At 65.6% G+C, this 20,450-nt stretch carries 21 protein-coding genes; 10 read left to right on the forward strand and 11 right to left on the reverse strand.

From position 1 onward, the window contains the following. Window positions 1-127 precede the first annotated feature (127 nt). Window positions 128-1,324 (forward strand): GDSL-type esterase/lipase family protein, encoded by a 1,197-nt coding sequence (locus tag ABB27_RS14280; RefSeq protein ID WP_057629455.1) that lies wholly within the window; start codon window positions 128-130, stop codon window positions 1,322-1,324. Window positions 1,325-1,556: 232 nt separating this feature from the next. Continuing rightward, window positions 1,557-2,273: a porin family protein gene (locus tag ABB27_RS14285; protein WP_083491330.1), complete on the forward strand. Its 717-nt coding sequence runs from the start codon at window positions 1,557-1,559 to the stop codon at window positions 2,271-2,273. A 45-nt stretch (window positions 2,274-2,318) separates the two neighbouring features. Here the strand turns inward: ABB27_RS14285 and ABB27_RS14290 are convergent, their stop codons facing one another. Further along, window positions 2,319-3,233 carry a LysR family transcriptional regulator gene (locus tag ABB27_RS14290; protein ID WP_057629457.1) on the reverse strand — a complete coding sequence of 305 codons (915 nt, stop codon included), beginning with the start codon at window positions 3,231-3,233 and terminating at the stop codon, window positions 2,319-2,321. 136 nt (window positions 3,234-3,369) lie between these two features. Between ABB27_RS14290 and ABB27_RS14295 the strand changes: the two genes are divergently transcribed. From ABB27_RS14295 to ABB27_RS14315, 5 genes are all read left to right on the forward strand, one after another. Further along, window positions 3,370-4,080: a pirin family protein gene (locus ABB27_RS14295; protein ID WP_057629458.1), complete on the forward strand. Its 711-nt coding sequence runs from the start codon at window positions 3,370-3,372 to the stop codon at window positions 4,078-4,080. A 370-nt stretch (window positions 4,081-4,450) separates the two neighbouring features. Then, window positions 4,451-4,831 carry a copper resistance protein CopC gene (locus tag ABB27_RS14300; RefSeq protein ID WP_083491326.1) on the forward strand — a complete coding sequence of 127 codons (381 nt, stop codon included), beginning with the start codon at window positions 4,451-4,453 and terminating at the stop codon, window positions 4,829-4,831. A 12-nt stretch (window positions 4,832-4,843) separates the two neighbouring features. After that, a complete protein-coding gene (copD, locus tag ABB27_RS14305; protein ID WP_057629481.1) occupies window positions 4,844-5,740 on the forward strand; it encodes a copper homeostasis membrane protein CopD in 897 nt (298 codons plus the stop codon). A gap of 25 nt (window positions 5,741-5,765) precedes the next feature. Then, window positions 5,766-6,458, forward strand: coding sequence for a heavy metal response regulator transcription factor (locus ABB27_RS14310; protein ID WP_057629460.1), 693 nt, complete (start codon window positions 5,766-5,768; stop codon window positions 6,456-6,458). Continuing rightward, the gene (locus ABB27_RS14315) at window positions 6,458-7,825 is read left to right on the forward strand and encodes a heavy metal sensor histidine kinase (RefSeq protein ID WP_057629461.1); all 1,368 of its coding nucleotides are present in this window, start codon (window positions 6,458-6,460) and stop codon (window positions 7,823-7,825) included. The genes ABB27_RS14310 and ABB27_RS14315 overlap by 1 nt, the downstream gene beginning before the upstream one ends. A 16-nt stretch (window positions 7,826-7,841) precedes the next feature. Here ABB27_RS14315 and ABB27_RS14320 read toward each other — a convergent pair whose 3' ends face one another. From ABB27_RS14320 to ABB27_RS14340, 5 genes are all read right to left on the reverse strand, one after another. Next, complete coding sequence (locus ABB27_RS14320; RefSeq protein WP_057629462.1) at window positions 7,842-8,501, reverse strand: DUF2894 domain-containing protein; 660 nt, start codon at window positions 8,499-8,501, stop codon at window positions 7,842-7,844. Then, window positions 8,498-9,148: an OmpA family protein gene (locus tag ABB27_RS14325; RefSeq protein WP_057629463.1), complete on the reverse strand. Its 651-nt coding sequence runs from the start codon at window positions 9,146-9,148 to the stop codon at window positions 8,498-8,500. The genes ABB27_RS14320 and ABB27_RS14325 overlap by 4 nt, the downstream gene beginning before the upstream one ends. 5 nt (window positions 9,149-9,153) lie before the next feature. Further along, window positions 9,154-11,241: a DUF802 domain-containing protein gene (locus ABB27_RS14330; protein WP_057629482.1), complete on the reverse strand. Its 2,088-nt coding sequence runs from the start codon at window positions 11,239-11,241 to the stop codon at window positions 9,154-9,156. 10 nt (window positions 11,242-11,251) lie between these two features. Next, the gene (locus tag ABB27_RS14335; protein ID WP_057629464.1) at window positions 11,252-11,968 is read right to left on the reverse strand and encodes a DUF3348 domain-containing protein; all 717 of its coding nucleotides are present in this window, start codon (window positions 11,966-11,968) and stop codon (window positions 11,252-11,254) included. 87 nt (window positions 11,969-12,055) lie between these two features. Beyond that, window positions 12,056-12,328 carry a metal/formaldehyde-sensitive transcriptional repressor gene (locus ABB27_RS14340; protein WP_057629483.1) on the reverse strand — a complete coding sequence of 91 codons (273 nt, stop codon included), beginning with the start codon at window positions 12,326-12,328 and terminating at the stop codon, window positions 12,056-12,058. Window positions 12,329-12,393: 65 nt separating this feature from the next. Here ABB27_RS14340 and dmeF point away from each other — a divergent pair, with 65 nt between their 5' ends. Next, window positions 12,394-13,374, forward strand: coding sequence for a CDF family Co(II)/Ni(II) efflux transporter DmeF (gene dmeF, locus ABB27_RS14345; RefSeq protein ID WP_057629465.1), 981 nt, complete (start codon window positions 12,394-12,396; stop codon window positions 13,372-13,374). 209 nt (window positions 13,375-13,583) lie between these two features. Here the strand turns inward: dmeF and ABB27_RS14350 are convergent, their stop codons facing one another. Both ABB27_RS14350 and ABB27_RS14355 read right to left on the reverse strand, forming a co-directional pair. Continuing rightward, the gene (locus ABB27_RS14350; RefSeq protein WP_057629466.1) at window positions 13,584-14,219 is read right to left on the reverse strand and encodes a response regulator transcription factor; all 636 of its coding nucleotides are present in this window, start codon (window positions 14,217-14,219) and stop codon (window positions 13,584-13,586) included. Next, complete coding sequence (locus ABB27_RS14355) at window positions 14,216-15,322, reverse strand: sensor histidine kinase (RefSeq protein WP_083491327.1); 1,107 nt, start codon at window positions 15,320-15,322, stop codon at window positions 14,216-14,218. The genes ABB27_RS14350 and ABB27_RS14355 overlap by 4 nt, the downstream gene beginning before the upstream one ends. Window positions 15,323-15,489: 167 nt before the next feature. On the opposite strand from ABB27_RS14355, the gene ABB27_RS14360 reads away from it, so the two are divergent. Beyond that, window positions 15,490-16,209 carry a hypothetical protein gene (locus tag ABB27_RS14360; RefSeq protein WP_057629468.1) on the forward strand — a complete coding sequence of 240 codons (720 nt, stop codon included), beginning with the start codon at window positions 15,490-15,492 and terminating at the stop codon, window positions 16,207-16,209. A 130-nt stretch (window positions 16,210-16,339) separates the two neighbouring features. On the opposite strand, the gene phhA is transcribed toward ABB27_RS14360, so the two are convergent. Then, window positions 16,340-17,230 carry a phenylalanine 4-monooxygenase gene (phhA, locus tag ABB27_RS14365; protein WP_057629469.1) on the reverse strand — a complete coding sequence of 297 codons (891 nt, stop codon included), beginning with the start codon at window positions 17,228-17,230 and terminating at the stop codon, window positions 16,340-16,342. A gap of 132 nt (window positions 17,231-17,362) precedes the next feature. Here phhA and ABB27_RS14370 point away from each other — a divergent pair, with 132 nt between their 5' ends. After that, the gene (locus ABB27_RS14370) at window positions 17,363-17,845 is read left to right on the forward strand and encodes an Lrp/AsnC family transcriptional regulator (RefSeq protein ID WP_057629470.1); all 483 of its coding nucleotides are present in this window, start codon (window positions 17,363-17,365) and stop codon (window positions 17,843-17,845) included. 265 nt (window positions 17,846-18,110) lie between these two features. Here the strand turns inward: ABB27_RS14370 and ABB27_RS14375 are convergent, their stop codons facing one another. Beyond that, window positions 18,111-19,148: a patatin-like phospholipase family protein gene (locus tag ABB27_RS14375; RefSeq protein WP_425477548.1), complete on the reverse strand. Its 1,038-nt coding sequence runs from the start codon at window positions 19,146-19,148 to the stop codon at window positions 18,111-18,113. Window positions 19,149-19,313: 165 nt separating this feature from the next. After that, window positions 19,314-20,327 carry a TIGR00266 family protein gene (locus ABB27_RS14380; RefSeq protein ID WP_057629472.1) on the reverse strand — a complete coding sequence of 338 codons (1,014 nt, stop codon included), beginning with the start codon at window positions 20,325-20,327 and terminating at the stop codon, window positions 19,314-19,316. Window positions 20,328-20,450 lie beyond the last annotated feature (123 nt).

Below are 20,450 nucleotides of genomic sequence, written 5' to 3' on the forward strand. Positions count from 1 at the left end.
CAACCCCCGCTCCGCGCCCCAGCCCTTGCGCTGGCGCGAGGGCGTTCAAGGGTCCACGAACCTTCGGTTCGTCAACCGTCCCCTTTTACCCCGCAAGGGGAGAGGGGCTTCAGAGCAGAAGCAACGCATGAAATTTTACGCACTGTCTCTCGTCGTCCTTTGCCTCTCCGCATTCTCAGCCCAAGCCAAAGCCAAAGCCAACGAACCCACCCACCGCATCTTCATAGCCGCAGACTCCACCGCAGCCAGCTACGGCCCCGAGCGCGCTCCACAAGCCGGCTGGGGCCAGGCGCTGCAAAGCTGGCTGGATGAAGGCCAATGGCAGGTACGCAACCATGCCGTCGGCGGCCGCAGCACCCGCAGTTTCATCAATGAAGGGCGGCTGGATGCAATCGAAAAGGAACTGCAGGCAGGCGATGTACTGCTGATCCAGTTCGGCCACAACGATGCCAAGCGCGAAGACCCAACGCGTTACACCGATCCAGACAGCGACTACCCACAATTTCTCTCGCGCTACATCGCTGCCGCACGCGGCAAGGGCGCAACGCCGATCCTGATCACCCCGGTTGCCCGCCTGCTCTACGACTTCGGTGCGCTGCTGGATACACACGGCCGCTACACGCAGGCAATGAAGCAGGTGGCGAAAGCGCAGAACGTGCAGCTGATCGATCTCAACGCAAGCTCAATGGCGTGGATACGCGCGCTGGGCGAGCAGGGCGCCAAGCCGTACTTCATGTTCGTGCCCGAACAGAACAAGGCCGATGGCACCCACTTCAGCGTCGCCGGTGCAACTGCGGTTGCCTGCCAGGTGATGGGTGGTTGGGTCGAGATCGCGCCGCAGATGAAAGCAACCCTGAAGCGCGATATCGACTGCGGTGCGATCAGCGCAGGGCAGGGCGCTGCAACCTCCACACCAAGTGCCGCGGCACCGACGGTTGCGGCACCAGTGCAGGCTGCGGGCAACCCGCACGGCTCGCAGGTCATCCGCGAACAGGACATCGGCCGCGCGCAACCCGGCCCACATGGCGGCGCCGGCCCGACCACGGCCTACTCATTCTTCGCCGACGTAAGTGATCTGCCCTTCGTGATGCGCAAGCGTGTGCTGCACAAGGGTGCCGGTATCGGCCTGCATCCGCAGCACAAGGACGAGATCTATTACATCGTCAGCGGCCGCGGCCTCTATGTGCTGGACGGAAGGCAATACGAAGTCGGCGCGGGCCACGCGCTGCTGACCCGGGCCGGCAGCAATCACGCCCTGCAGCAGAGCGGCGACGAGGACCTGGTGGTGATGCTGGCCTATCCAACCGCAGCAGCGCGCAACTAGGCACGCGGCCTGCAGGCCGCGCCCGGGCAGCTGCAGCCGGGCAAAGTTGACAGTGCGCGCTGGCGCCCTCAATGTGCCGCGCAATGGGGGCTTGAAGTCTGTGATGGGTGGCCGGGGTGGCCATGCCGATCTCAGCTGCAGGGAGTGATGCCTGGGTGCCATGTGCGGCCCGGCCCGCTGCACCTCCGCGGTTGGCAGTAGGGACACCATTGGTCACTTCAAAGGAATGCAGATGAGCAAGCTCAAGGCGATCGTTTTCCCGATGTTGCTGCTGGGTGTAGTCGGCACCGCGCAGGCGCAGGCGTTCCCGTCCTGGAAGGCCTATCGGGCACAGCAGCAGGCCGCGCAGACGGCATCCAGCAACGCAGATACCAATGCAGCCGTGGCTGGCCAGGCAGGCCAACAGACCTCGCAGCCGGCCTATCCGGCCTCGGTACCTTACAGGGCACCGGCCAGGCGGCCGGCGCCGGAGAATGGCGCGGCCTTCGTGGGCGTGCAGGCTGGTCGGGGCAAGATCTACGAGGAGGTCGATCAACGCGTGATCATCGCCAATGCCGGTTACCGCTGGCAGGCGGGGGACTACTCGCAGGTTGGTATCGAAGTGGGCGCCGGTCGACTGGATGACACCAGCTGGCGCGACATCCATATTCCGCGCGTGAGGTTCAACAACATCGGTGCCAATGCCCGCTTCAACTTTGGCGACAGCCGCTGGTTCGGCGTTGCACGGCTGGGCTACTGGCGCGCCAAGACCGAAGACCTGTGGGGCGACAACGTCACCATCGACGGTTTCTACAGCGGCCTCGGCGTGGGTGTGGATATCAACCGCCATTTCAACCTGCAGTTGATGTACACCACCTACGCCTACTCCTCGCAGTACTCCTACGGCGACTACGAGTACGACATCAACCGCGCCGACACGCTCACCTTCGGTGCGGAAGTCCGTTTCTGATCCCCGCGGGCCTGTGGCCATCGACGGCCGCAGGCCTGGACGGAATCAGGCGTTTGCCCACGGCTCCTTCTCCAGCCGCTGCGCCAGGTAATCGATCAAGGCCTGCACCCGTGCCGGCCGGTGCAGGCCGGGCGGGGTGATGATGCTCAGCGCCAACGGCTCCACCTTCCAGTCGTCCATCGCCGTCTGCAGTCGTCCATCGCGCAGTTGCTCCCAGACCAGGAATTCGGGCTGCAGGGCCAGGCCCAGCCCCGCCTGCAAGGCGGCATCGAATACTTCGGCGTTGTTGGCCTGCAGTTGGCGCGGTACGGTCTGCGCGAACTCGCCATGGCGCGGGTGGCGGAAGCGCCAGGTGTTGCCGCTGCGGGTGTAGCTGTACTGGAAGCCGCGGTGCTTGGCCAGATCACGCGGATGCGTGGGTCGGCCGTGCGCTTCAAAGTAGGCAGGGGAAGCGACCAGCAGAATCCGTACCTGGCATAGCTGGCGTGCGCGCAGGCTGGAGTCGGCCAGGGTGGAAATGCGCAATGCCACGTCGAAACGTTCGGCCACCAGGTCGACCATCTGGTCGCTGAGCTGGATATCCAGCTCCACGTCCGGGTGCGCCTGCATGAAGGCCGGCAGCAACGGTGCCAGCCGCGAGACGCCAAACGACATCGGTGCCGCCAACCGGATCAGGCCACGCAGCGCGGCCGAACGGTCAGCCACTTCGGCCTCCACCGCCTCACCCTCGTCGAGGATGCGCGCGGCCCGCTGCAAGGCAGCCTCACCGGCGGCGGTCAGCGACATGCGCCGCGAGGTGCGGTGGAACAGGCTGGTGCCGATGCGTGTCTCCAGCCGGGTGATGGCCTTGGATACGGTGGCCTGCGACAGCTGCAGTTCCTCGGCCGCGCGGGCGAACGAGCCGGCTTCGGCGACCTTGGCGAAGATGGCCCAGGCTTCCAGATCGGGCAGGCGGTTCATGGCGGCAGCTCGCGGGGCGGGAGGTCAATAATGTCACAAATGGAAAGAATGACTTTCCATACTTTCTATTCTCTGCATCGATAGCCAGGCCTAGACTGGCCCCCATCGAATCACCACCCGCTTGCAGGAGAACGCCATGATTGAACGTCGCCCATTTGCCAACCTTGGTGGAGCCAATCACGGTTGGCTGGATGCCAAGCACCATTTCTCGTTTGCCGAGTACCAGGACAACAAGCGCATGAACTGGGGCGCGATGCGGGTCTGGAACGACGACACCATCCAGCCCGGCACCGGCTTCCCTCCGCATCCGCATGCGGAGATGGAAATCGTCACCTATGTGCGCGAAGGCGCCATCAGCCACAAGGACGACCAGGGCAACCAGGGCCGTACCGAAGCCGGCGATGTGCAGGTGATGAGTGCCGGCACCGGCGTCCGCCATGCCGAGTACAACCTGGAGCCGGGCATCACCCGCATCTTCCAGATCTGGATCTTCCCGGACCAGCGCGGTGGCAAGCCGTCCTGGGGCACCAAGCCTTTCCCCAAGGGCGAGCGCTCGGGCCGCTTCATCGCCCTGGCCAGTGGCATGCAGGGTGACGACGATGCACTGCCGATCCGTGCCAACGCCCGCGTCCTGGGCGCCACGCTGAAGGCCGGCGAGAGCACCGAGTACCACTTCAGCGACAGCAACCGCTACGGCTACCTGGTGCCGAACAGCGGCCGGGTCGAGGTCAATGGCGTGCTGCTGGAAGCCCGCGATGGCGCCGCCATCAATGGCGAGCGCAGCATCCGCGTCACCGCCTTGGAAGACGCCGAGCTGGTGCTGGTGGATACCGCCGCGCTGCAGTAAGCCGCAATGGGCACAGGCAGGTAGTGCTGCTCGATTCAAGCAGCACTACAGCGTGCGGCAGCACTTTTTGTGGGAGCGGCGTGAGCCGCGAAGCTGACATTGCCGAAGCCCTGAACATCCTGGGCATCTGCTGATGCACCGACTTCGCGGCTGACGCCGCTCCCACAAAAGCAATGCAGAAATGCAGCCTGGGCTGTTGGTTGATAACTTGAACAACCATCAGCGCCCTGGCTTTTTGGGATGCTGTACTTGCCCGGGCGATGCTGATGATCCGGCTCTGCCGCAGTTTCTGACAGTTTCGTAATCTCCAGGTCAGGCCCATGACAGCTGCTCGCACCTAGCCTGAGCACCTCTCCCGCAGGTGCCGGTCATGTCCTTACTTCGTCGTTTTTCTCTCTCCGCTGCCGCTGTGTTGTTGGCTGGCTTCTTCATGCCGGCTACGGCAATGGCGCATCCGCGTGTGCTGAGTTCCAACCCTGCCGCCAATACCGCCGTTGCGGCGCCAGCCCAGATCGATGTGAGCTTCAGCGAAGCGCTGCTGGCACGCGGCTCGCGCGCCGAGTTGTTCATGGGCCATGGCCGCCTATGGATGAAGGTGGCCGTGGCGCCTGCGCAGGTGCTTGCCGATGGCCGCACCTTGCGCACCGTCCCTGATGCCGCACTGGTGCCGGGCAACTATCGCCTGCAGTGGCGTACGGTTGGGGCCGATAGCCACCCGATGAGTGGCGACCTCGATTTCAGCGTCAAGTAAGCAGGCCGGATGATGTCCGAGCCCTTCGTCTACGCGCTGCGCTTGCTGTTGTATGTGGATCTGATGCTGCTGTTTGGCGTGCCGTTGTTCGCGCGTAGTCAGCGGCTGGGGCCGCTGCTGGGCTGGCGCAGTTGGGGCTTGCTGCTGGCCATCTGTGGTCTGGTCATGGTGCTGCTGGACGCGACCCTGCGGTTGTCCACCTTGCTCGACATCGCACCGGACGCACTGGGTGTGGATGATCTTGCCTGGTTCATCGGTGCCACCTCCAGCGGTCGGGCTGCCTTGCTGCGTGGCGCGGTGCTGGCCTTGCTGCTGCTCCTGTTGCTGCCGCGGCGGCAGCACGCGCGTCAGCTGCTGCCACAGACAGCACTGGCCGCCATTGCGCTGGCCAGCCTTGCCTGGAATGGTCATGCCGGTGCTGGCGAATACCTGCAGGGCTGGCCGCGGCTGTCGGCAGGCATCATCCATCTGCTCGCCGCCGGTGCGTGGCTGGGTGCCATCGTGGCCTTGTTGGGGCTGCTACTGCGCAGCCAGCAGGCGCAGCAAGGTGAACGCGCAGCGGCGCTGTTGGTGGGTCTGCGTGGCTTCGCCCTGCCCGGTACGATCATCGTCGCACTGCTGGCCGTTACCGGCAGCGCCAGCTACCTCGACATGGGCGGTAGCTTGGCGAGCCTGACAGCTACCACGCACGGGCGTTGGCTGTCGTTCAAGCTGGCATTGGTGGCCGGCATGCTGCTGCTGGCGGCCTTGCACCGCTGGCGGCTGGTGCCGGCATTGGCCGCAGCCTTGCAGGCCAAGGCTGCCAACCCATCGCGAGCGTTGCGGCGCAGCCTCACCCTGGAAGCAAGCTTGGCGCTGCTGGTGCTGGCATGTGTCGCGGTACTGGGTACGCTTGACCCCACCGCCTGAACCAACGCTCGTTCGAGGACCCACAGTGAAGTTGTTGATCGTAGAAGACGAACCCAAGACCGGCAGCTATCTGCGCCAGGGGCTGGAAGAGGCTGGCTACGTGGTGGATCTGGTCGCCAACGGGGTGGACGGGCTGCATCTGGCCAGCAGCGGCGATTATCAGCTGCTGATCCTGGACGTGATGCTGCCGGGCATGGATGGTTGGAACGTACTGGCGCGGCTGCGTGATGCGGGCAATCCGCTGCCGGTATTGTTCCTGACCGCGCGCAGCAGCATCCCCGACCGCGTACAAGGCCTGGAACTGGGCGCGGACGACTACCTGGTCAAGCCTTTCGCCTTCGTCGAACTGCTGGCGCGGGTGCGTACCCTGCTGCGTCGCGGCCAGCTGCAACCGCAGGCAGAGCGCATCGTCATCGCCGATCTGGTGGTGGATACACTGCGCCGCCGCGTGCAGCGCGGCGAGCGCCGGATCCAGCTCAGCCAGAAGGAGTACGCGTTGCTGGAACTGCTGGCGCGGCGGCGTGGTGAAGTGCTGCCACGCTCGCTGATCGCATCGCAGGTGTGGGATATGAACTTCGACAGCGACACCAATGTCATCGATGTCGCGGTGCGCCGGCTGCGGGCCAAGATCGACGATGATTTCGCCGACAAGCTCATCGTCACCGTGCGCGGCATGGGCTATGTGCTGGAAGCCCCGCCCGCCGATGGCGATACGTGATGCGACGGCGCTCCACCGTCTGGCGGCTGACCGCGCTGCTGGCCACGATCAGTGTGCTGGTGATGGCGGTGCTCGGCATCGCCATTGACCAGGCGGTACGCCACAACTTCAACGCCCTGGACCGCGCCGAGCTGGAGAACAAGGCGGCGTTGATCAGCGATATGGTGGCCACGGTTGCGCCGCAGCAGCTCGGTGAACGGCTGGGTGAAGCTCTGGGCCACCATCCGGACATCGCGTTCTGGATCAGTGACGCCGACGGCAGCACCGTGTTCTCTACTGCGCCAGCGGCCTTGCTGGAATATGCAGGGCAGCAGTCGCCGACAGCGCAGCGTCGGCAGCAGGTCTGGCGCCTGCCCGATGGCAATCACTACCGGGTTCTGTACCTGCGCCAGCCGCCAACGCAGGGCGCGCCACTGAGGCTGTTGCTGGCCATTGATGGTGCGCGCCATGCACCGTTCCTGCGCGGCTTCCACCAGCTGCTTGCGGCCTGCATCGTACTGGCGGCCGTGGCCAGTAGTCTGCTCGGTGGTTATGTGGTGCGGCGCACGTTGCGGCCGCTGCAAAGCCTGGCCGATGAAGCCCGGCAGATCACCACCGAGCATCTGGACCGGCGGCTGTCAGTCGCAGCGGCACCGGCCGAGCTGGATCATCTGGCGCAGACCTTGAACAGCATGCTGGCGCGACTGCAGAACGATTTCGTGCGCCTGTCCGAGTTCTCCGCCGACCTCAGTCATGAGTTGCGCACGCCCATCACCAACCTGCTTACGCAGGTACATGTGGTGCTGGCGCAGCCGCGCGACAACGCCGCCTATCGCGATGCCCTGGGTTCCTGCGCCGAGGAGATGCAGCGGCTGTCGCGGATCATTGCGGACATGCTGTATCTGGCCCAGGCCGAAACGGTGGACGCGTTGCCAACCCGCGAGCGCGTGGCGCTGGGCAGCCTGGTGGATGTGCTGCTGGAGTTCTATGGTTTATTGGCCGAAGACAAGCAGGTCCAGCTACGCCGTGACGGCGATGCCGAGCTGCAAGGAAACCGGCTGATGATCCATCGCGCGGTCGCCAACCTGCTTTCCAATGCCATCCAGCATTGCCCGCCCGGTGGCGTGGTGCAGGTCCGCATCGGCAGCAGCGATGGCCGTTGCAGCATCGAGGTCAGCAACCCAGGCCCGCAGATTGCCGCCGATGCATTGCCGCGATTGTTCGACCGCTTCTACCGCGCGGATCGTTCACGCGGGCGTGGCCATGGTGAGGGTGCAGGCTTGGGCTTGGCGATTACCCGAGCTATCGCCCAGGCGCATGGTGGGCAGGTGCAGGTGGCGTCCACGGCGCAGGGCACGACGTTCAGCCTGTTGCTGCCGCTGGCATGAACTGCGCGGTACCGCGCTAGGCCTTTTTACGTTTACCGGTGCCTGCGCGCGCTGGTTTGCGGGTACTGGCGGCGCGTCCGCCGGTACTTTGCGGGCTGCTTGCGCCCAGTTGCTCCATCCACGTCAGCACGTCCACGTAGGCGATGAAGTGCTGCAGGTACTCCGGCGAGATATCCTGCATCAGTGCCATCGCACGGTAGGTAAGCACGCTGGAGTGCAACGGGCCGGCATCTTCGGGCAATGAATCCAGGCACTGCCGCAGCAGGCTGTCGATGCGGATACGGCTCCATAGCTGCTGGAATTCATCCAACGCCGGCATCAACGCAGTCTCATTGCTGTCAGCACTGTCGGTGTCACCGACCGCGGCGTTGGAGGTGGCCAATGGCAGTTGGTACTGCAATGGATCGGCCGTCAGCTGCAGCAGCAGTGACTGCAGCGGGCTTTCGGCGGCGTCTGCGGCAACGCGCTTCGGAGTCTGCACGGCGGCGAGCTGCGCATAAGCTTCGATCAGCTGCGACAGACGCGCATCCAACTGCGCGCGCGCGCTGCCGGTATAGCCTTGCGCACGTTGCGCCAGTGACGCGATCAGTTCGAAGCGCGCCGGATCGACACGATCAGCGTTGCTTTCGCGCCACGCCTGCAACTGTGCCAGCGCTGCCGGATCAGCGGACGTCATTGCGCGGCATCGGCCTTGCCGTCCTGCTTGGGGCGCGGAATCGGCGCGATCTCGACGCGGCGGTTTTTTGCCCGGCCCGCTTCGTCATCGTTGCTGCTGACCGGTTGCTCGGCACCAAAGGCTGCGGCGAACACCGACTGCGAGGGCACACCGTCGGCAATCAGCGTGCGGGTGACGGTGAGTGCACGTGCGGCCGACAACTCCAGGTTGTCGGCAAAGCGCCCATGGACCACGCGCACCGGCTGGTTGTCGGTGAAGCCGCTGACCATCAGGATCTCTTCGCGCGTGCCCAGGTATTCACGCAGCGGCGCGGCCAGGCTCTGCAGCAGTTCGCGGCCTTCCGGCTGCAGCTGGTCGGAGTTGAGCGCGAACAACACGCTGCCGCTGATGCCGATGCGGCCATTGATCACCGTCACCCGGCCGGCAGCCAACGGTGCGGCCAGTGCCTGTTCCAGCGTCTTGAGCTTGGCGGTCTGTTCCTGGCGCTGCTTGACCTCTTCATCCAGGCGGTTGTGCAGCAGCAGCTGGATGCCGATCACACTGGCCAGAATAAGAACGAAGGCACCGAGCAGCACCGACATCAGGTCGCCGAACGCGGCCCAGGTGGTGGCACTGGATTCGGCGTCGAATTCGATTTCGTCGCTCATCGCGCTCAGGCTCCGGCGTTGTCGCGGGCTTCGGCCAACTGCTGCAGTTCGCCGATGATCTGCTTCTGCGAGAGCATGCTCAGGTCCACCACTTCGCGTGCCTGGGCGACGTAGTAGGCCAGCTGCTCATCGCTGCGGGTCAGCGACTTGTCCAACGCGCTTTCAATCAATTGCAGGCGTTCGTTCAAGGCTTCGGTGGACTGGCCAAACAGCTGCACGGCACTGCCGAAGGCATCGCCGAGGCTGGCCAGTTCCACCGCGCTGGCGGTGACATTGGCGGCGGCGTGGTCGAGCCTGCTGGTTTCGCCTTCAAGCTGGGTGCTGAAGCGGCTGCCGACGCGTTCGAGCAGATCGGCCGAGGTGCTGACCAGTGCGTCTATGGCGCTGCGCTGTTCGGTCGATGCATGGGTGACCGCGCCGAGCAGGGTCTCCAGCGTGGACAGCAGGTGGCTGCGTTCTTCCAGCATGGCGGTGTCGCGGACCATGCTGTCGGACAGCTTCTGGCGCAGCTCGGCCACCACTTCGGCGGCGGCGCGCGGTGCTTCCGAGGCGCTCTGCACCAGCCGCGAGATCTCGGCGATGGTGTCGCGGGCCTGCGCCTGCTGCTGCTCGCTCATTGCCTGGGTGGTCTGCGCCAGGCTGTCGCAGATCTGCTGCTGGCGTTGCGCGACCGCTTCGCCATTGCGCTGCCAGCTGCTGTCCAGCGTATTGACCATCGCCGACAGACTCTGCGACCACTGGCCCAGGCGCTGTTCGTCACGTTCGGCGAATGCGCTTTGCAGCTGTTGGTGCGACTGCTGCAGCGCGCCGAGCAGCGATTGCGCGTGTTGTTCGAACGCCGACGACGCGCTGAGCAAGGCCTGCTCATTGCGCTGCGCCAGCTCGCCATGCGCGCTGTGCTGCTGTGCCAAGGCGTCGCGCCAAGCGTCGGCGGTGCGGCCGGCGCTGTCTTCCATGCGCGTGGCGACGCCGTCGATCAGGGCGTTGCTGCGTTGTTCGAAGTTGCTGCTGAACTGGGCCAGGGCCTGCTGCAGTTGCTCGGTCAGTGCGCTGTTGCTGCGCTGCTGTTGTTCGAGTGCGGTGTTCCAGCTGCTGCCCGCGGTTGCGGCGGCGCTTTGCACGGCGGCGTTGATGCCGTCGAGCTGCTTGTGCACGGCGCTGTCGATGCTGGCGTGCAGGGCGTTGGATTTGTCTGCCAAGCCAGCCATGGTTGCATCCACCACCGGCTGCAGCGCGGCACCCACGGCATTGGCCTGCTGGCTGATACCGGCCTGCATCGATTGCTGCAGTGACGCTGCCAGCTGCGTATAGGCCGCTTCGGTGCGTTGATGGAACTCCTGCTGGCTGGCCTGCAGGCGTTCGTTGTTGGCTTGGTGCTGCTGTTCCAGGCTGCCCATCATGGCCTGCAGGCGCTCGACCAGGGTCGGCATCAACGCGTTCTGTTCCTGCAGCAGGCGGAAGGTTTCACCGCGCTGGAAGCGCTGCGAATGCACGCGCAGCTGGCTGGCGATGCCGGCATCCAGCTCCTGCACGGTCTGCGCGCGCTCGCGGCGCAGCAGGGCCGACAACAGGCCCAGCGCGGCCGAGCTGGCCACGCCGGCAATCGAGGTGCCGAAGGCGAAGCCCAGGCCCTTCACCGGCGCCGCCAGCGAGCTGCGGATGGCGTCCAGGTCGGTGGCGCTTTCCAGCGCCAGGCCGGTGCCGCGCAGGGTCGCCATCATGCCGAGCAGGGTGCCGAGCATGCCCAGCAGCACCAGCAGGCCGACCAGATAGGGGGTGAGCGCGGGGGCGGGCAGGCCGACCCGCTCGCCCTGTACGCGCAGCCGCACCGGGTTGCGCAGACCCGCTGGCAGGCGGGCGAGCCAGCCATCGAGGTTGTCCGCCGCCTCGCCGATCGACGGCAGGGCCTGCTGCAGGCCGGTGGTGGCCTGGCGGTAGCGGAACAGTTCGGCGGCACCGGCCAGATAGCAGGCGGCGATGATCGCGGCGACCACCGCGGCGAGCGGATGGGTGCCGGCATAGCCCACGCCGATCCAGCACACGGCCAGCAGGCCGACAAGGAAGACAACGACAGCAACGAGGTTTCTGGACATGAGGTACGGATTACCGGGTGCGTAGCGCTGCGAGCAGGCCATTGATGGGGTGGAAGCGGACATCCAGTTCGGCCAGCAGCGCGATGCGCAGGTCTTGCCGGAACGTGGCCAGCCAAGGGCCGGTGGGTGCCGCCGGGGGTTCCGATGCCGGGGCATCGACGGGGTCGTGCGCGGCTGTGTCATACAGCCGTTGGTAGTGCAGGCCGAGCAGCACCGGCACATGGGAAAGCAAAGTGTGTTCACGCGGGCTGAGGGTGGCTTCCATCACCGCGTCGACTTCGGCCAGGCGCGCCTTGGCGGCGGATTGGCGGGCCAGCATGTCACGCAGACGGCCGCGCAGGCGGCCGCTGGCAGTTTGCATGGCGCGCTGCTGGTTCAGGTAATGCTGGCGGTACGGGGCGAAGCCGGGCGGGAGCTCGGCGTCGGCAGGCGCGGCATTGCGCGGCGGGGCGAGCTCGATGTCGGCCTGGATGGCGTCGATCAGCTTGGCATGCACCCGCGCGCATTCAGCATCCTGCGCATCGTCGTAGTCGGGGCCTGGCTCGGGCGCGGGCGGCGGGTTGTCCAGCGCCTTGGACAGGGTGATGGCGCGGTTCCAGTCAAACCACTGCGCCAGCCGCTCCGGCACCGCAGGCGCCGCAGGGGATGTTCCCTCGTCATTGAAGCGGGCCAGCAGGCGAATGAACGCCGGGCCCAGAACGGGCGCCCGTTGGGATGCTTTCGCCATGGTCCTGACTAAAAATTGGCCATTTTACATGTTGCGGCAAACCGCGCCGGGGGCCCTGCATTCAGGGCCGGGGCCGGGTGGCAGGGCTCAGCGCGCATGGCGCTTGAGCAGTTCCAGCAGCAGTTCGGCCTCGGCGGCGCGCTTGGCCGGGTCCGGTTCGGCCACCACGTGCTCGCTCAGGTGGCCGGCCATCACCTCCAGCATCAGGCCGTGCATCGCGCCCTTGGCGGCGGCGATCTGCACCAGCACGGCGTCACAGTCGTCGCCGCTTTGCAGCGCCTGTTCCAGCGCCGCCACCTGCCCGGCGATGCGCCGCACCCGGGTCAGCAGCTTTTTCTTGTCGCGTTGGATATGTGCCATGGTTTCCATCATATACCCCATGGGGGTATAGAATCACGCCGCCCGTTCCGCTGCCCAGAGCTCCCATGCAACTCGACGCATTTGCCCAATCCCGCCGCCACGGCCATGCCTTCAGCGATGGCAATCCAATGGCGGAAAAGAACACCCGCCGCGCGATGGTGCTGACGCTGGTGATGATGGTGGTGGAGATCGCCGGCGGTTGGTGGTTCAACTCGATGGCGGTGCTGGCCGATGGTTGGCATATGAGCTCGCATGCCTTGGCATTGGGCTTGGCGGCGTTTGCCTATGCCTGCGCGCGGCGCTATCGCGATGACCCGCGCTTTGCCTTCGGCACCTGGAAGATCGAGATACTGGCCGGTTTCAGCAGCGCGATCCTGCTGCTGGGCGTGGCGGCGATCATGGCCTTCGAGTCGATCCTGCGCGTATTCAAGCCCAGCCCGATCCACTATGAGCAGGCCATCGCGATTGCGGTGGTCGGGCTGGCGGTGAACCTGCTGTGCGCGTGGTGGCTGCGTGATCAGCATGATCACCATCACCATCACCATCACGGACATGAGCATGGGCATCAGCACGGTCAGCATGATCATGCGCATGGCGATCACCACCAGCATCACCACGATCTGAACCAGCGCTCGGCCTACCTGCACGTGCTGGCGGACGCGGCTACCTCGGTGCTGGCGATCATCGCCCTGCTCGGTGGCCTGTATTTCGGTGCGTCGTGGCTGGACCCGCTGATGGGTATCGTCGGTGCGGTGCTGGTCTCGGTCTGGGCCTGGGGCCTGATCCGCCAGACCAGCGGGGTGTTGCTGGATGCGCAGATGGACGCGCCGGTGGTGGCCGAAATCCGCGAAGCAGTGGAGCAGGGTGAGGTACCGGCTCGGATCAGCGACCTGCACGTCTGGCAGGTCGGGCGTGGCCGTTATGCCTGTGCGATGGAAGTGGTGACCGCGTCGGCGGTGGCGCCGGAAGTATTCCATCGCGCCTTGGCCATCCACGAAGAAATCGTGCATGTGACGGTGGAAGTACGCAGCGCTGCATCGCTGTAGTGCCGAGCCATGCTCGGCAAGGGCTTTGCCGGTGCACCAGTTGTAGGAGCGGCGTCAGCCGCGAAGCTGATAGACCATCAGATCGCGAACATATCGGTGTTCGAGCATTGCCAGCTTCGCGGCTTACGCCGCTCCTACAATGGCTGATGGGTTGTGGGTAACGTCCTTGCCGAGCATGGCTCGGCACTACCGTGCTTGCACGCCTACTGCTAGATCACCCGCAGGGTGATCGCCTTCAATACCGCGCGGGTGCGATCGCGGGTGTCGAGCTTGTCGAGGATTGCAGAGACATAGTTCTTCACCGTGCCTTCGGCCAGGAACAGGCTGCCGGCGATCTCGCGGTTGCTGTAGCCGCCGGCCATCAGTCGCAGCACCGCCACTTCCTTCTGGCTGAACAGTTCTTTGGGCGCGTCGTCGGCGTGGTAGCGATAGCGCTGGCGTACCGCATCGGTGCTCACCGGCTGCAGCAGGGTCTGGCCGGCGATGGCGCGCGTGATGGCCTCATGCAGGTCTTCGGGTGCAGCGTCCTTCAGCAGGAAGCCCTGCGCACCGGCTTCGGTGGCGCGCAGCAGCAGGTCGCTTTCATCGAAGGTGGTCAGGAATACGCAGGGCGTCTGGTCGCCTCTGGCGCGCAGTGCCTTCAAGGCCTGGATCCCATCCATGCCCGGCATGCGGATATCCGACAGGATCAGTTGTACCGGCTGCTGCGCCAGTTGCTCGAGCAGCGTTTCGCCGCTGTCAGCTTCAAACACGATGCTGATGCCGAGCTGCTGCAACAGGGCGCGCAGGCCGGCGCGGATCAGCGCCTGGTCATCGACCAGGGCAATGCGGGGAGCGTCGTTCATGCCGGCAATTCCACACGAATCTGCAGGGCACCGGAAGCGGCACGCTGCAAGTGTAAGCTGCCGCCTTGCTCGTCAACCCGCTCGCGCATGCCGGTCAGGCCGTTGCCGGCGCGCGGTTCGCCACGCAGTTGGCCGTCATCTTCCATGGCCAGCAGCAGGCGCCCGTCGTGCCGTTGCAGCACAACCCGCAACACCTTGGCGTCACTGTGGCGGGCGCTGTTGGTGAGCGCCTCCTGCACGCAGCGCAGCACGGTTTCGGCCTTGGCGGTGTCGTTGAGCTGTACGTCCTCATCCAGCTGCAATTGCAGGCGCGGGCGTGGCAACGGCGCGGCCAGCGCGTGCAGCGCGGTATCCATGTCGAGTTGGCCGCTGTCGCGCAGGCAATGCACCACCGCGCGGATATCGCCGAGCAGCTCGGCCGACAGCTGCTCGCATTGGGCCAACTCGGGGGCAGCACCCGCCTGCCCGGCAAGCGCACGCAGATGCAGGCGCAGCGCGGTGAGTTTGTGCCCGGCGACATCGTGCAGTTCGCGTGACAGCCGAAGCCGTTCCATGTCGCGCGAGCGCTCCGCGAGCAGGGCGCGGGTGGCCAACAGGTCGGCATTCACCAGCGCCAGCCGGTCGCGGGCTTTTTCGGCGCTGCCGGCGTAGTGCGTGGTGAGCATGGCGAACGCCTGGAAACCGGCGAAGATCAGCACTACCGCGGCAGGGTGACTGTGCACGTCGCGCAGTACCAGGTACATGCCCACATTCACCAGCAGCATCATCATCAAGGCGGTGCGCAACGGCCAGCTCATCGCCACCTGCGCGGCCAGCATCACCAGCAATGCGGGTGCAACGCCGCTGCGATGGGCCAGGCGGATGACCACCAACGCTGCCAGCGCTTCGATCACCAGCATCACGCTGCGCTGTGGGGCGGGCCGCTCGTAGCTGGCCGCCAGCAGGAATGCGAGCAGGAACAGCAGCGCACTGCCCCAACGCAGGGCGGTCTGCGCGCCGGCGTCATAGGGCAGGGTGGCAGCCACCGCCAGCCAGGTGAGCAGGCCGGCGAGGTTGAGCGGATGCAGCAGCCTGTGCCAACGCGAACGGTGAGTTATTTGCATGCCTGCATGCTGCTGGGCGCAGGCGCCAGCGGCAAGGGGGCGGCGGCAGAAAGTGACTTCCGGCAGGGTCGATCGGTGACTGGCGCGACTGCCGTGGGCGCAGTGGCTCACGCACGCTGTGCACAGGCCATCGCATTCCGCCGGCCGCCACTGAAGAGAGCACCGTCATGCCCGGATATTCCCTGATCGTCGCGCTGCATGTACTGGCCGGCGTGGTGGCGCTGATCAGTTTCTGGTCGGCGGCGCTGATGAAGAAGGGCTCGCCGCGGCATCGTGCGGTGGGCAAGGTGTATCTGCTGGCGATGGCCAGCATTGTGGCCAGCTCGGTGCCGATCACGATCCAGTTCGCCTTTTTCCGCCAACAGCCGTTGACGGCCCTGTTCCTGGCCTACCTGATGGTGATCACCGGCAATGCCACCTGGTTGGCCTGGCGTGCGGTCACCGACAAGCGCGACTGGAAGAAGCTGGTGGCGCGGCCGGGCTGGCATCTGGCGTTGTGGCCGATGGTGGTGCTGGCGCTGGCCGTGGTGGCCACCGGCGTACAGCATCGGCAGGTGTTGTTCTTCGGCTTCTCGGCGATCGGTTTGTGGGCCGGTTGGCGCATGCTGAAGTTCGCCCGGCGTGGCCCGGCGCGGCCGGACTGGGCCTTTCGCCAGCACTACCAGTCGATGCTGGGCGCCGGTATTGCCACCCATGTGGCTTTCCTGGGCATCGGTATGCGCCCGGTGTGGCAGTGGCTGCTTAGCCACACCACCGTGCCGGCGCTGCTGATCGAGCTGTTTCCATGGGCGGCGCCGCTGGTGGTGGCATTGATTGCCGCGGCTTGGTTGAACCGCAAATACGGCGGCCGGCGGGTGGCCAGGGTGGCTCCGGTCAAGGCTCAGTGAGTTGCAGGTGTGGTGTTTGAGAGTCCCGGGTGCGCTTCGCTTACCCGGGCTACGGGGACCGGCGGTTGCGTGGTACCTGCATGAAGAAGCCGCCCTTGGGCGGCTTCTTCGTTGCGATGATGGGGCTGGCTTAGACGTCGCCGCCGTCGGCCCAGCCTTCGCCGCTGCCGCGCTGGAATACCGTGTCACCTGCCTGCACCTCGCCGGCCGGCAGATGTTCGGCATCGGCCAGACGTGCGTAGATCGGGGTGAAATCCGGTTCGGTTGCGGCCATCAGCTGCTCGAAGCCGTCGATGACGAAGTAGCTCTTCTGGAAGGTGTCGATGCGGTAGCGGGTGCGCATGATTCGCTCCAGATCGAAGCCAATGCGGTTGGGTGCCGCCGATTCCAGCGAGTACAGCGATTCACCCTTGGACGAGACGATGCCGGCGCCGTAGATGCGCAGGCCCTCGGCGGTGTTGATCAGGCCGAACTCCACCGTGTACCAGTACAGGCGGGTCAGGTTCTGCAGCGCGTCCGGGCCGATGGCATGCGCCTTGACCCCGCCACGGCCATAGGCGGCCATGTAGTCGGCGAACACCGGGTTCATCAGCAGCGGCACGTGGCCGAACAGGTCATGGAACAGGTCGGGTTCGGCGATGTAGTCGATCTGCTCCGGGCGGCGGATCCACCAGGTCACCGGGAAGCGGCGGTTGGCCAGGTGATCGAAGAAATCGAGCTCCGGCAACAGGCCTTCCACGCCCACCAGGGTCCAACCGGTGGCCGCGCCCAGTACTTCATTGAGCTGATCGAAGCGCGGAATCATGTGTTCGCTCATGCCCATCTCGTCCTGGGCGTCGAGGAACTCCTGGCAGGCGCGGCCGACCAGCAGTTCGCGCTGGCGCTGGTACAGCGTGCTCCAGGTGGCGTGGTCGTCGGCGCTGTAGTTGTCCCAAGGCTGCTCCACCACGGCGGTGGTATAGACCGGCACGTAACCCTTGTCGGTCTGTTGGTGTTCGACGCGGCGCGGGTTGGCTTCCATGGCGGCAGCTCCTGAAGGGAATAGATAAGCGCATGGTAGAAAGCCTGCCGCGCAACAGGTGTGCGTAATTGCGCAGTGGGCGGCTTCTGACGCAATATTGTTGCGTCCATTCAATGCTGCGGAGCAACAAAAATGGCTTCGGTGAACCTTGACCGCACGGATCTGCGGCTTCTTGTCGAAATACAGCAGCATGGCCGTGCCACCAACGCGGAATTGGCGGCGCGGGTGAATCTGTCACCGTCGGCCTGCCTGCGGCGGGTGCAGCGGCTGGAAACGGAAGGGGTGATTGCCGGTTATGGCGCACGCCTGGAGCCGCGCGCGATCGGGCTGGGCCTGCAGGCCTTCGTCCGCGTGCAGCTGTCCAAGCACGGGCAGGCAGCGATCGATCATTTCGTGCAGGCGGTGCAGCTATGGGATGAGGTGGTGGCCTGCCATGCGCTCACCGGCGACATGGACTACCTGCTGCAGGTCTATGTGCGCGACCTGGACCACTTCTCGGAATTCCTGCTGGACAAGCTGCTCAATGCGGCCGGCGTGGCCGACGTCAATTCCAGCTTCGTGCTGCGCACGGTGAAGGAGTTCCGCGCGCTGCCACTGTCGCAGCTGGGGCGGTGAAGAAGGGTCGGTATTGCAGCTTTCAAGCCCCTCTCCCGCACGCGGGGTGAGAGGGGCAGCTTGCGAACCATTGGTTCGCTGCCCATCGAACGCCCTTGCGCTGGCGTAAGGGCCGGGGCGCGGAGCGGGGGTTGGGGTGAGGGCGCTCTATGCTTCAGGTTGTGGGAGCGGCGTAAGCCGCGAAGCTGACAATCTGAAACGCAATCGGCTTCGCGGCTTACGCCACTCCCACAAAACTACAAAGCTGCAGCCCCGCCGTTGATCATCAGCGCGCCGGTGCGCTGCAGTTCTTCTCGACACCGCGCAGCTTCTCGATGCGGCTGCGGCTGTCCTGGCAGCGCTGGTGCGCTTCTGCCTGCACGGCGGCGGCACGCGCATCGGCGTTGCGTGCGGTGGCAACACGCGCCTGCTGCAGGCGGGCGATGCCGGCGCGGATCTGCGGCATGGCTGCCATCGCTGCCTTCTCGCCTTCCAGAATGGCGCGGCCGCGCTGTTCGAAATCGGCTGCGCCGATGTCCAGCACCGCCGGCCGGATCACCACGTCGGCGCGCGCCAGTTCCTGCTCGCCCAGGCGCTGGCCCATGATGGTGATCGACTGGCCCACCGCACCGAGCAGGCCGGTCGGGCGTTGGCCGGTGGCGCGGCTGGAGATATCCACCGCGATCACGAACTCGGCACCCAGCTGCTTGGCCGCATCCACCGGCACCGGGCTGACCACGCCGCCGTCGACATAACTCTTGCCACCGATGATCACCGGCTCGAACACGCCGGGGATGGAGCTGGAGGCGCGTACCGCCTGGCCGACATTGCCGCGCACGAACACCGCGCGCTCGCCGGTCTCCAGCTGGGTGGCGACCGCAGCGAACGGCTTCTCCAGTTGCTCGGCGCGCTTGTTGCCGACCTGTGCATTAACGTAGTCCTGCAGCTTCTGGCCCTGCACCAGGCCGCCGGAGAACAGGCGGATATCGCGGATGCTGGCTTCATCCAGCGCCACCGCCTTCTGCTGCATCTGGAAGGCGTTCATGCCGCTGGCATACAAAGCGCCAACCACGCTGCCGGCACTGGTGCCGGACACCACCACCGGCTCGAAGCCATTGGCTTCCAGCATCTTGATCACGCCGATATGCGCAAAGCCCTTGGCCGCGCCACCGCCCAGCGCCACACCGATCTTGACCGGCCGCACAGGCGTGGTCGGCTGCACCGCAGCCGGCGGGGTGGGCTTGGTGTTCTCGCCGCCACAGGCTGCCAGCAGGCCAAACAGGGAGAGGGACAGCAGCAGACGGGCGTTGCGCGCTTTCATGATGAACAGGGGGCGTTGGAAAGGGCGCCAGCATAGCGCTTTGCGTCGGGAGGGCGCGTGGCAGCAAGCGAGCTGTTTAGGAGCGATTCGCGCCTGCGCGGAAATGACAAGCCGAGGGGCCGGAGCCAAAGCCCAAGTTTTACGCTGGGCTTTGCCTGCAGGCAGCAATCAGAACTTGTTGTCACCATCCAGCAAACGCCCCAGCCCGCCCAATACCGAGCCCTCGCCGCGGTTTTGGCCGCCGCCCTGCGGTGCGGCGGCATACATGCGGCCGGCCAGGCGCGAGAAAGGCAGTGATTGCAGCCAGACCTTGCCGGGGCCGGTCAGCGTTGCCAGGAACACGCCTTCGCCACCGAAGAACATGCTCTTCAGGCCGGCCACGCGGCGCACGTCCATGTCCACGCTGGCGTGGTAGGCCACCACGCAGCCGGTATCCACGTCGATGCGTTCGCCCGCTAGCAGCTCGCGTTCGACCACGCAGCCGCCGGCATGCACGAACACCCAGCCGTCGCCTTCGAGCTTCTGCATGATGAAACCCTCACCGCCAAACAGGCCGGTCATCACCTTGCGCTGCAGGTGCACGCCCACCTGTACGCCGCGCGCGCCGGCCAGGAAGCTGTCCTTCTGGCAGATCAGCTTGCCGCCGTGCTGGTCCAGCTTCATCGGCAGCACCGTGCCGGGGTAGGGCGCAGCGAAGGCGACCTTGGCCTTGCCGTTGCCGGTATGGGTGAACAAGGTGGCGAACAGGCTTTCGCCGGTGATCACCCGCTTGCCGGCCGACATCAGCTTGTCCATGAAGCCGCCGCCCTGGCCCTCGTGGCGGCCATCACCGAACACGGTGTCCATCTGCACGGACGAATCCTTGAACATCAGCGCGCCGGCCTCGGCAATCGCGCTTTCGCCCGGGTCCAGTTCGATTTCCACGAACTGCATCTCATGCCCGATGATGCGGAAATCGATATCGTCAGCCTGGTTGCGGTTGCCAGCCACCGGCGGCGGCATCGGCGGTGGGCTGGTCTGGCCACCGAACTCGGCGATTTCGGTGACCGCCTGCCAGCCCTGCATGCCCTCGCGCCACGCCAAGGCCTGGCGGCTGCCCTGGGCAAAGCGGCGCGCGGCCTCGTCGTCCAAGGGGCCAACGCGGTCGGCCTGGCCGGGAATATGGAAATACCATTGGGTCATGGCGGTGTGCCTGGGCGGAAAGGAAGCCAAGTCTATGCGGCGGAACTGCGTCACACCCCTGACAGTCGTCATGCTGATGAATACCTGAACGATTGCGATACGAATGCTGTACTGCAACAATTC

Source organism: Stenotrophomonas terrae (genome assembly GCF_001431465.1).
GTDB classification, from domain to species: Bacteria; Pseudomonadota; Gammaproteobacteria; order Xanthomonadales; family Xanthomonadaceae; genus Stenotrophomonas; species Stenotrophomonas terrae.

Excerpts from the sequence above, each read along its gene's own strand:
- ABB27_RS14280 (WP_057629455.1), top strand. The coding sequence starts at position 128 with ATGAAATTTTACGCACTGTCTCTCGTCGTCCTTTGCCTCTCCGCATTC.
- ABB27_RS14285 (WP_083491330.1), top strand. The coding sequence starts at position 1,557 with ATGAGCAAGCTCAAGGCGATCGTTTTCCCGATGTTGCTGCTGGGTGTA.
- ABB27_RS14290 (WP_057629457.1), bottom strand. The coding sequence starts at position 3,233 with ATGAACCGCCTGCCCGATCTGGAAGCCTGGGCCATCTTCGCCAAGGTC.
- ABB27_RS14295 (WP_057629458.1), top strand. The coding sequence starts at position 3,370 with ATGATTGAACGTCGCCCATTTGCCAACCTTGGTGGAGCCAATCACGGT.
- ABB27_RS14300 (WP_083491326.1), top strand. The coding sequence starts at position 4,451 with ATGTCCTTACTTCGTCGTTTTTCTCTCTCCGCTGCCGCTGTGTTGTTG.
- copD (WP_057629481.1), top strand. The coding sequence starts at position 4,844 with ATGTCCGAGCCCTTCGTCTACGCGCTGCGCTTGCTGTTGTATGTGGAT.
- ABB27_RS14315 (WP_057629461.1), top strand. The coding sequence starts at position 6,458 with ATGCGACGGCGCTCCACCGTCTGGCGGCTGACCGCGCTGCTGGCCACG.
- ABB27_RS14320 (WP_057629462.1), bottom strand. The coding sequence starts at position 8,501 with ATGACGTCCGCTGATCCGGCAGCGCTGGCACAGTTGCAGGCGTGGCGC.
- ABB27_RS14325 (WP_057629463.1), bottom strand. The coding sequence starts at position 9,148 with ATGAGCGACGAAATCGAATTCGACGCCGAATCCAGTGCCACCACCTGG.
- ABB27_RS14330 (WP_057629482.1), bottom strand. The coding sequence starts at position 11,241 with ATGTCCAGAAACCTCGTTGCTGTCGTTGTCTTCCTTGTCGGCCTGCTG.
- ABB27_RS14335 (WP_057629464.1), bottom strand. The coding sequence starts at position 11,968 with ATGGCGAAAGCATCCCAACGGGCGCCCGTTCTGGGCCCGGCGTTCATT.
- ABB27_RS14340 (WP_057629483.1), bottom strand. The coding sequence starts at position 12,328 with ATGGCACATATCCAACGCGACAAGAAAAAGCTGCTGACCCGGGTGCGG.
- dmeF (WP_057629465.1), top strand. The coding sequence starts at position 12,394 with ATGCAACTCGACGCATTTGCCCAATCCCGCCGCCACGGCCATGCCTTC.
- ABB27_RS14350 (WP_057629466.1), bottom strand. The coding sequence starts at position 14,219 with ATGAACGACGCTCCCCGCATTGCCCTGGTCGATGACCAGGCGCTGATC.
- ABB27_RS14355 (WP_083491327.1), bottom strand. The coding sequence starts at position 15,322 with ATGCAAATAACTCACCGTTCGCGTTGGCACAGGCTGCTGCATCCGCTC.
- ABB27_RS14360 (WP_057629468.1), top strand. The coding sequence starts at position 15,490 with ATGCCCGGATATTCCCTGATCGTCGCGCTGCATGTACTGGCCGGCGTG.
- phhA (WP_057629469.1), bottom strand. The coding sequence starts at position 17,230 with ATGGAAGCCAACCCGCGCCGCGTCGAACACCAACAGACCGACAAGGGT.
- ABB27_RS14370 (WP_057629470.1), top strand. The coding sequence starts at position 17,363 with ATGGCTTCGGTGAACCTTGACCGCACGGATCTGCGGCTTCTTGTCGAA.
- ABB27_RS14380 (WP_057629472.1), bottom strand. The coding sequence starts at position 20,327 with ATGACCCAATGGTATTTCCATATTCCCGGCCAGGCCGACCGCGTTGGC.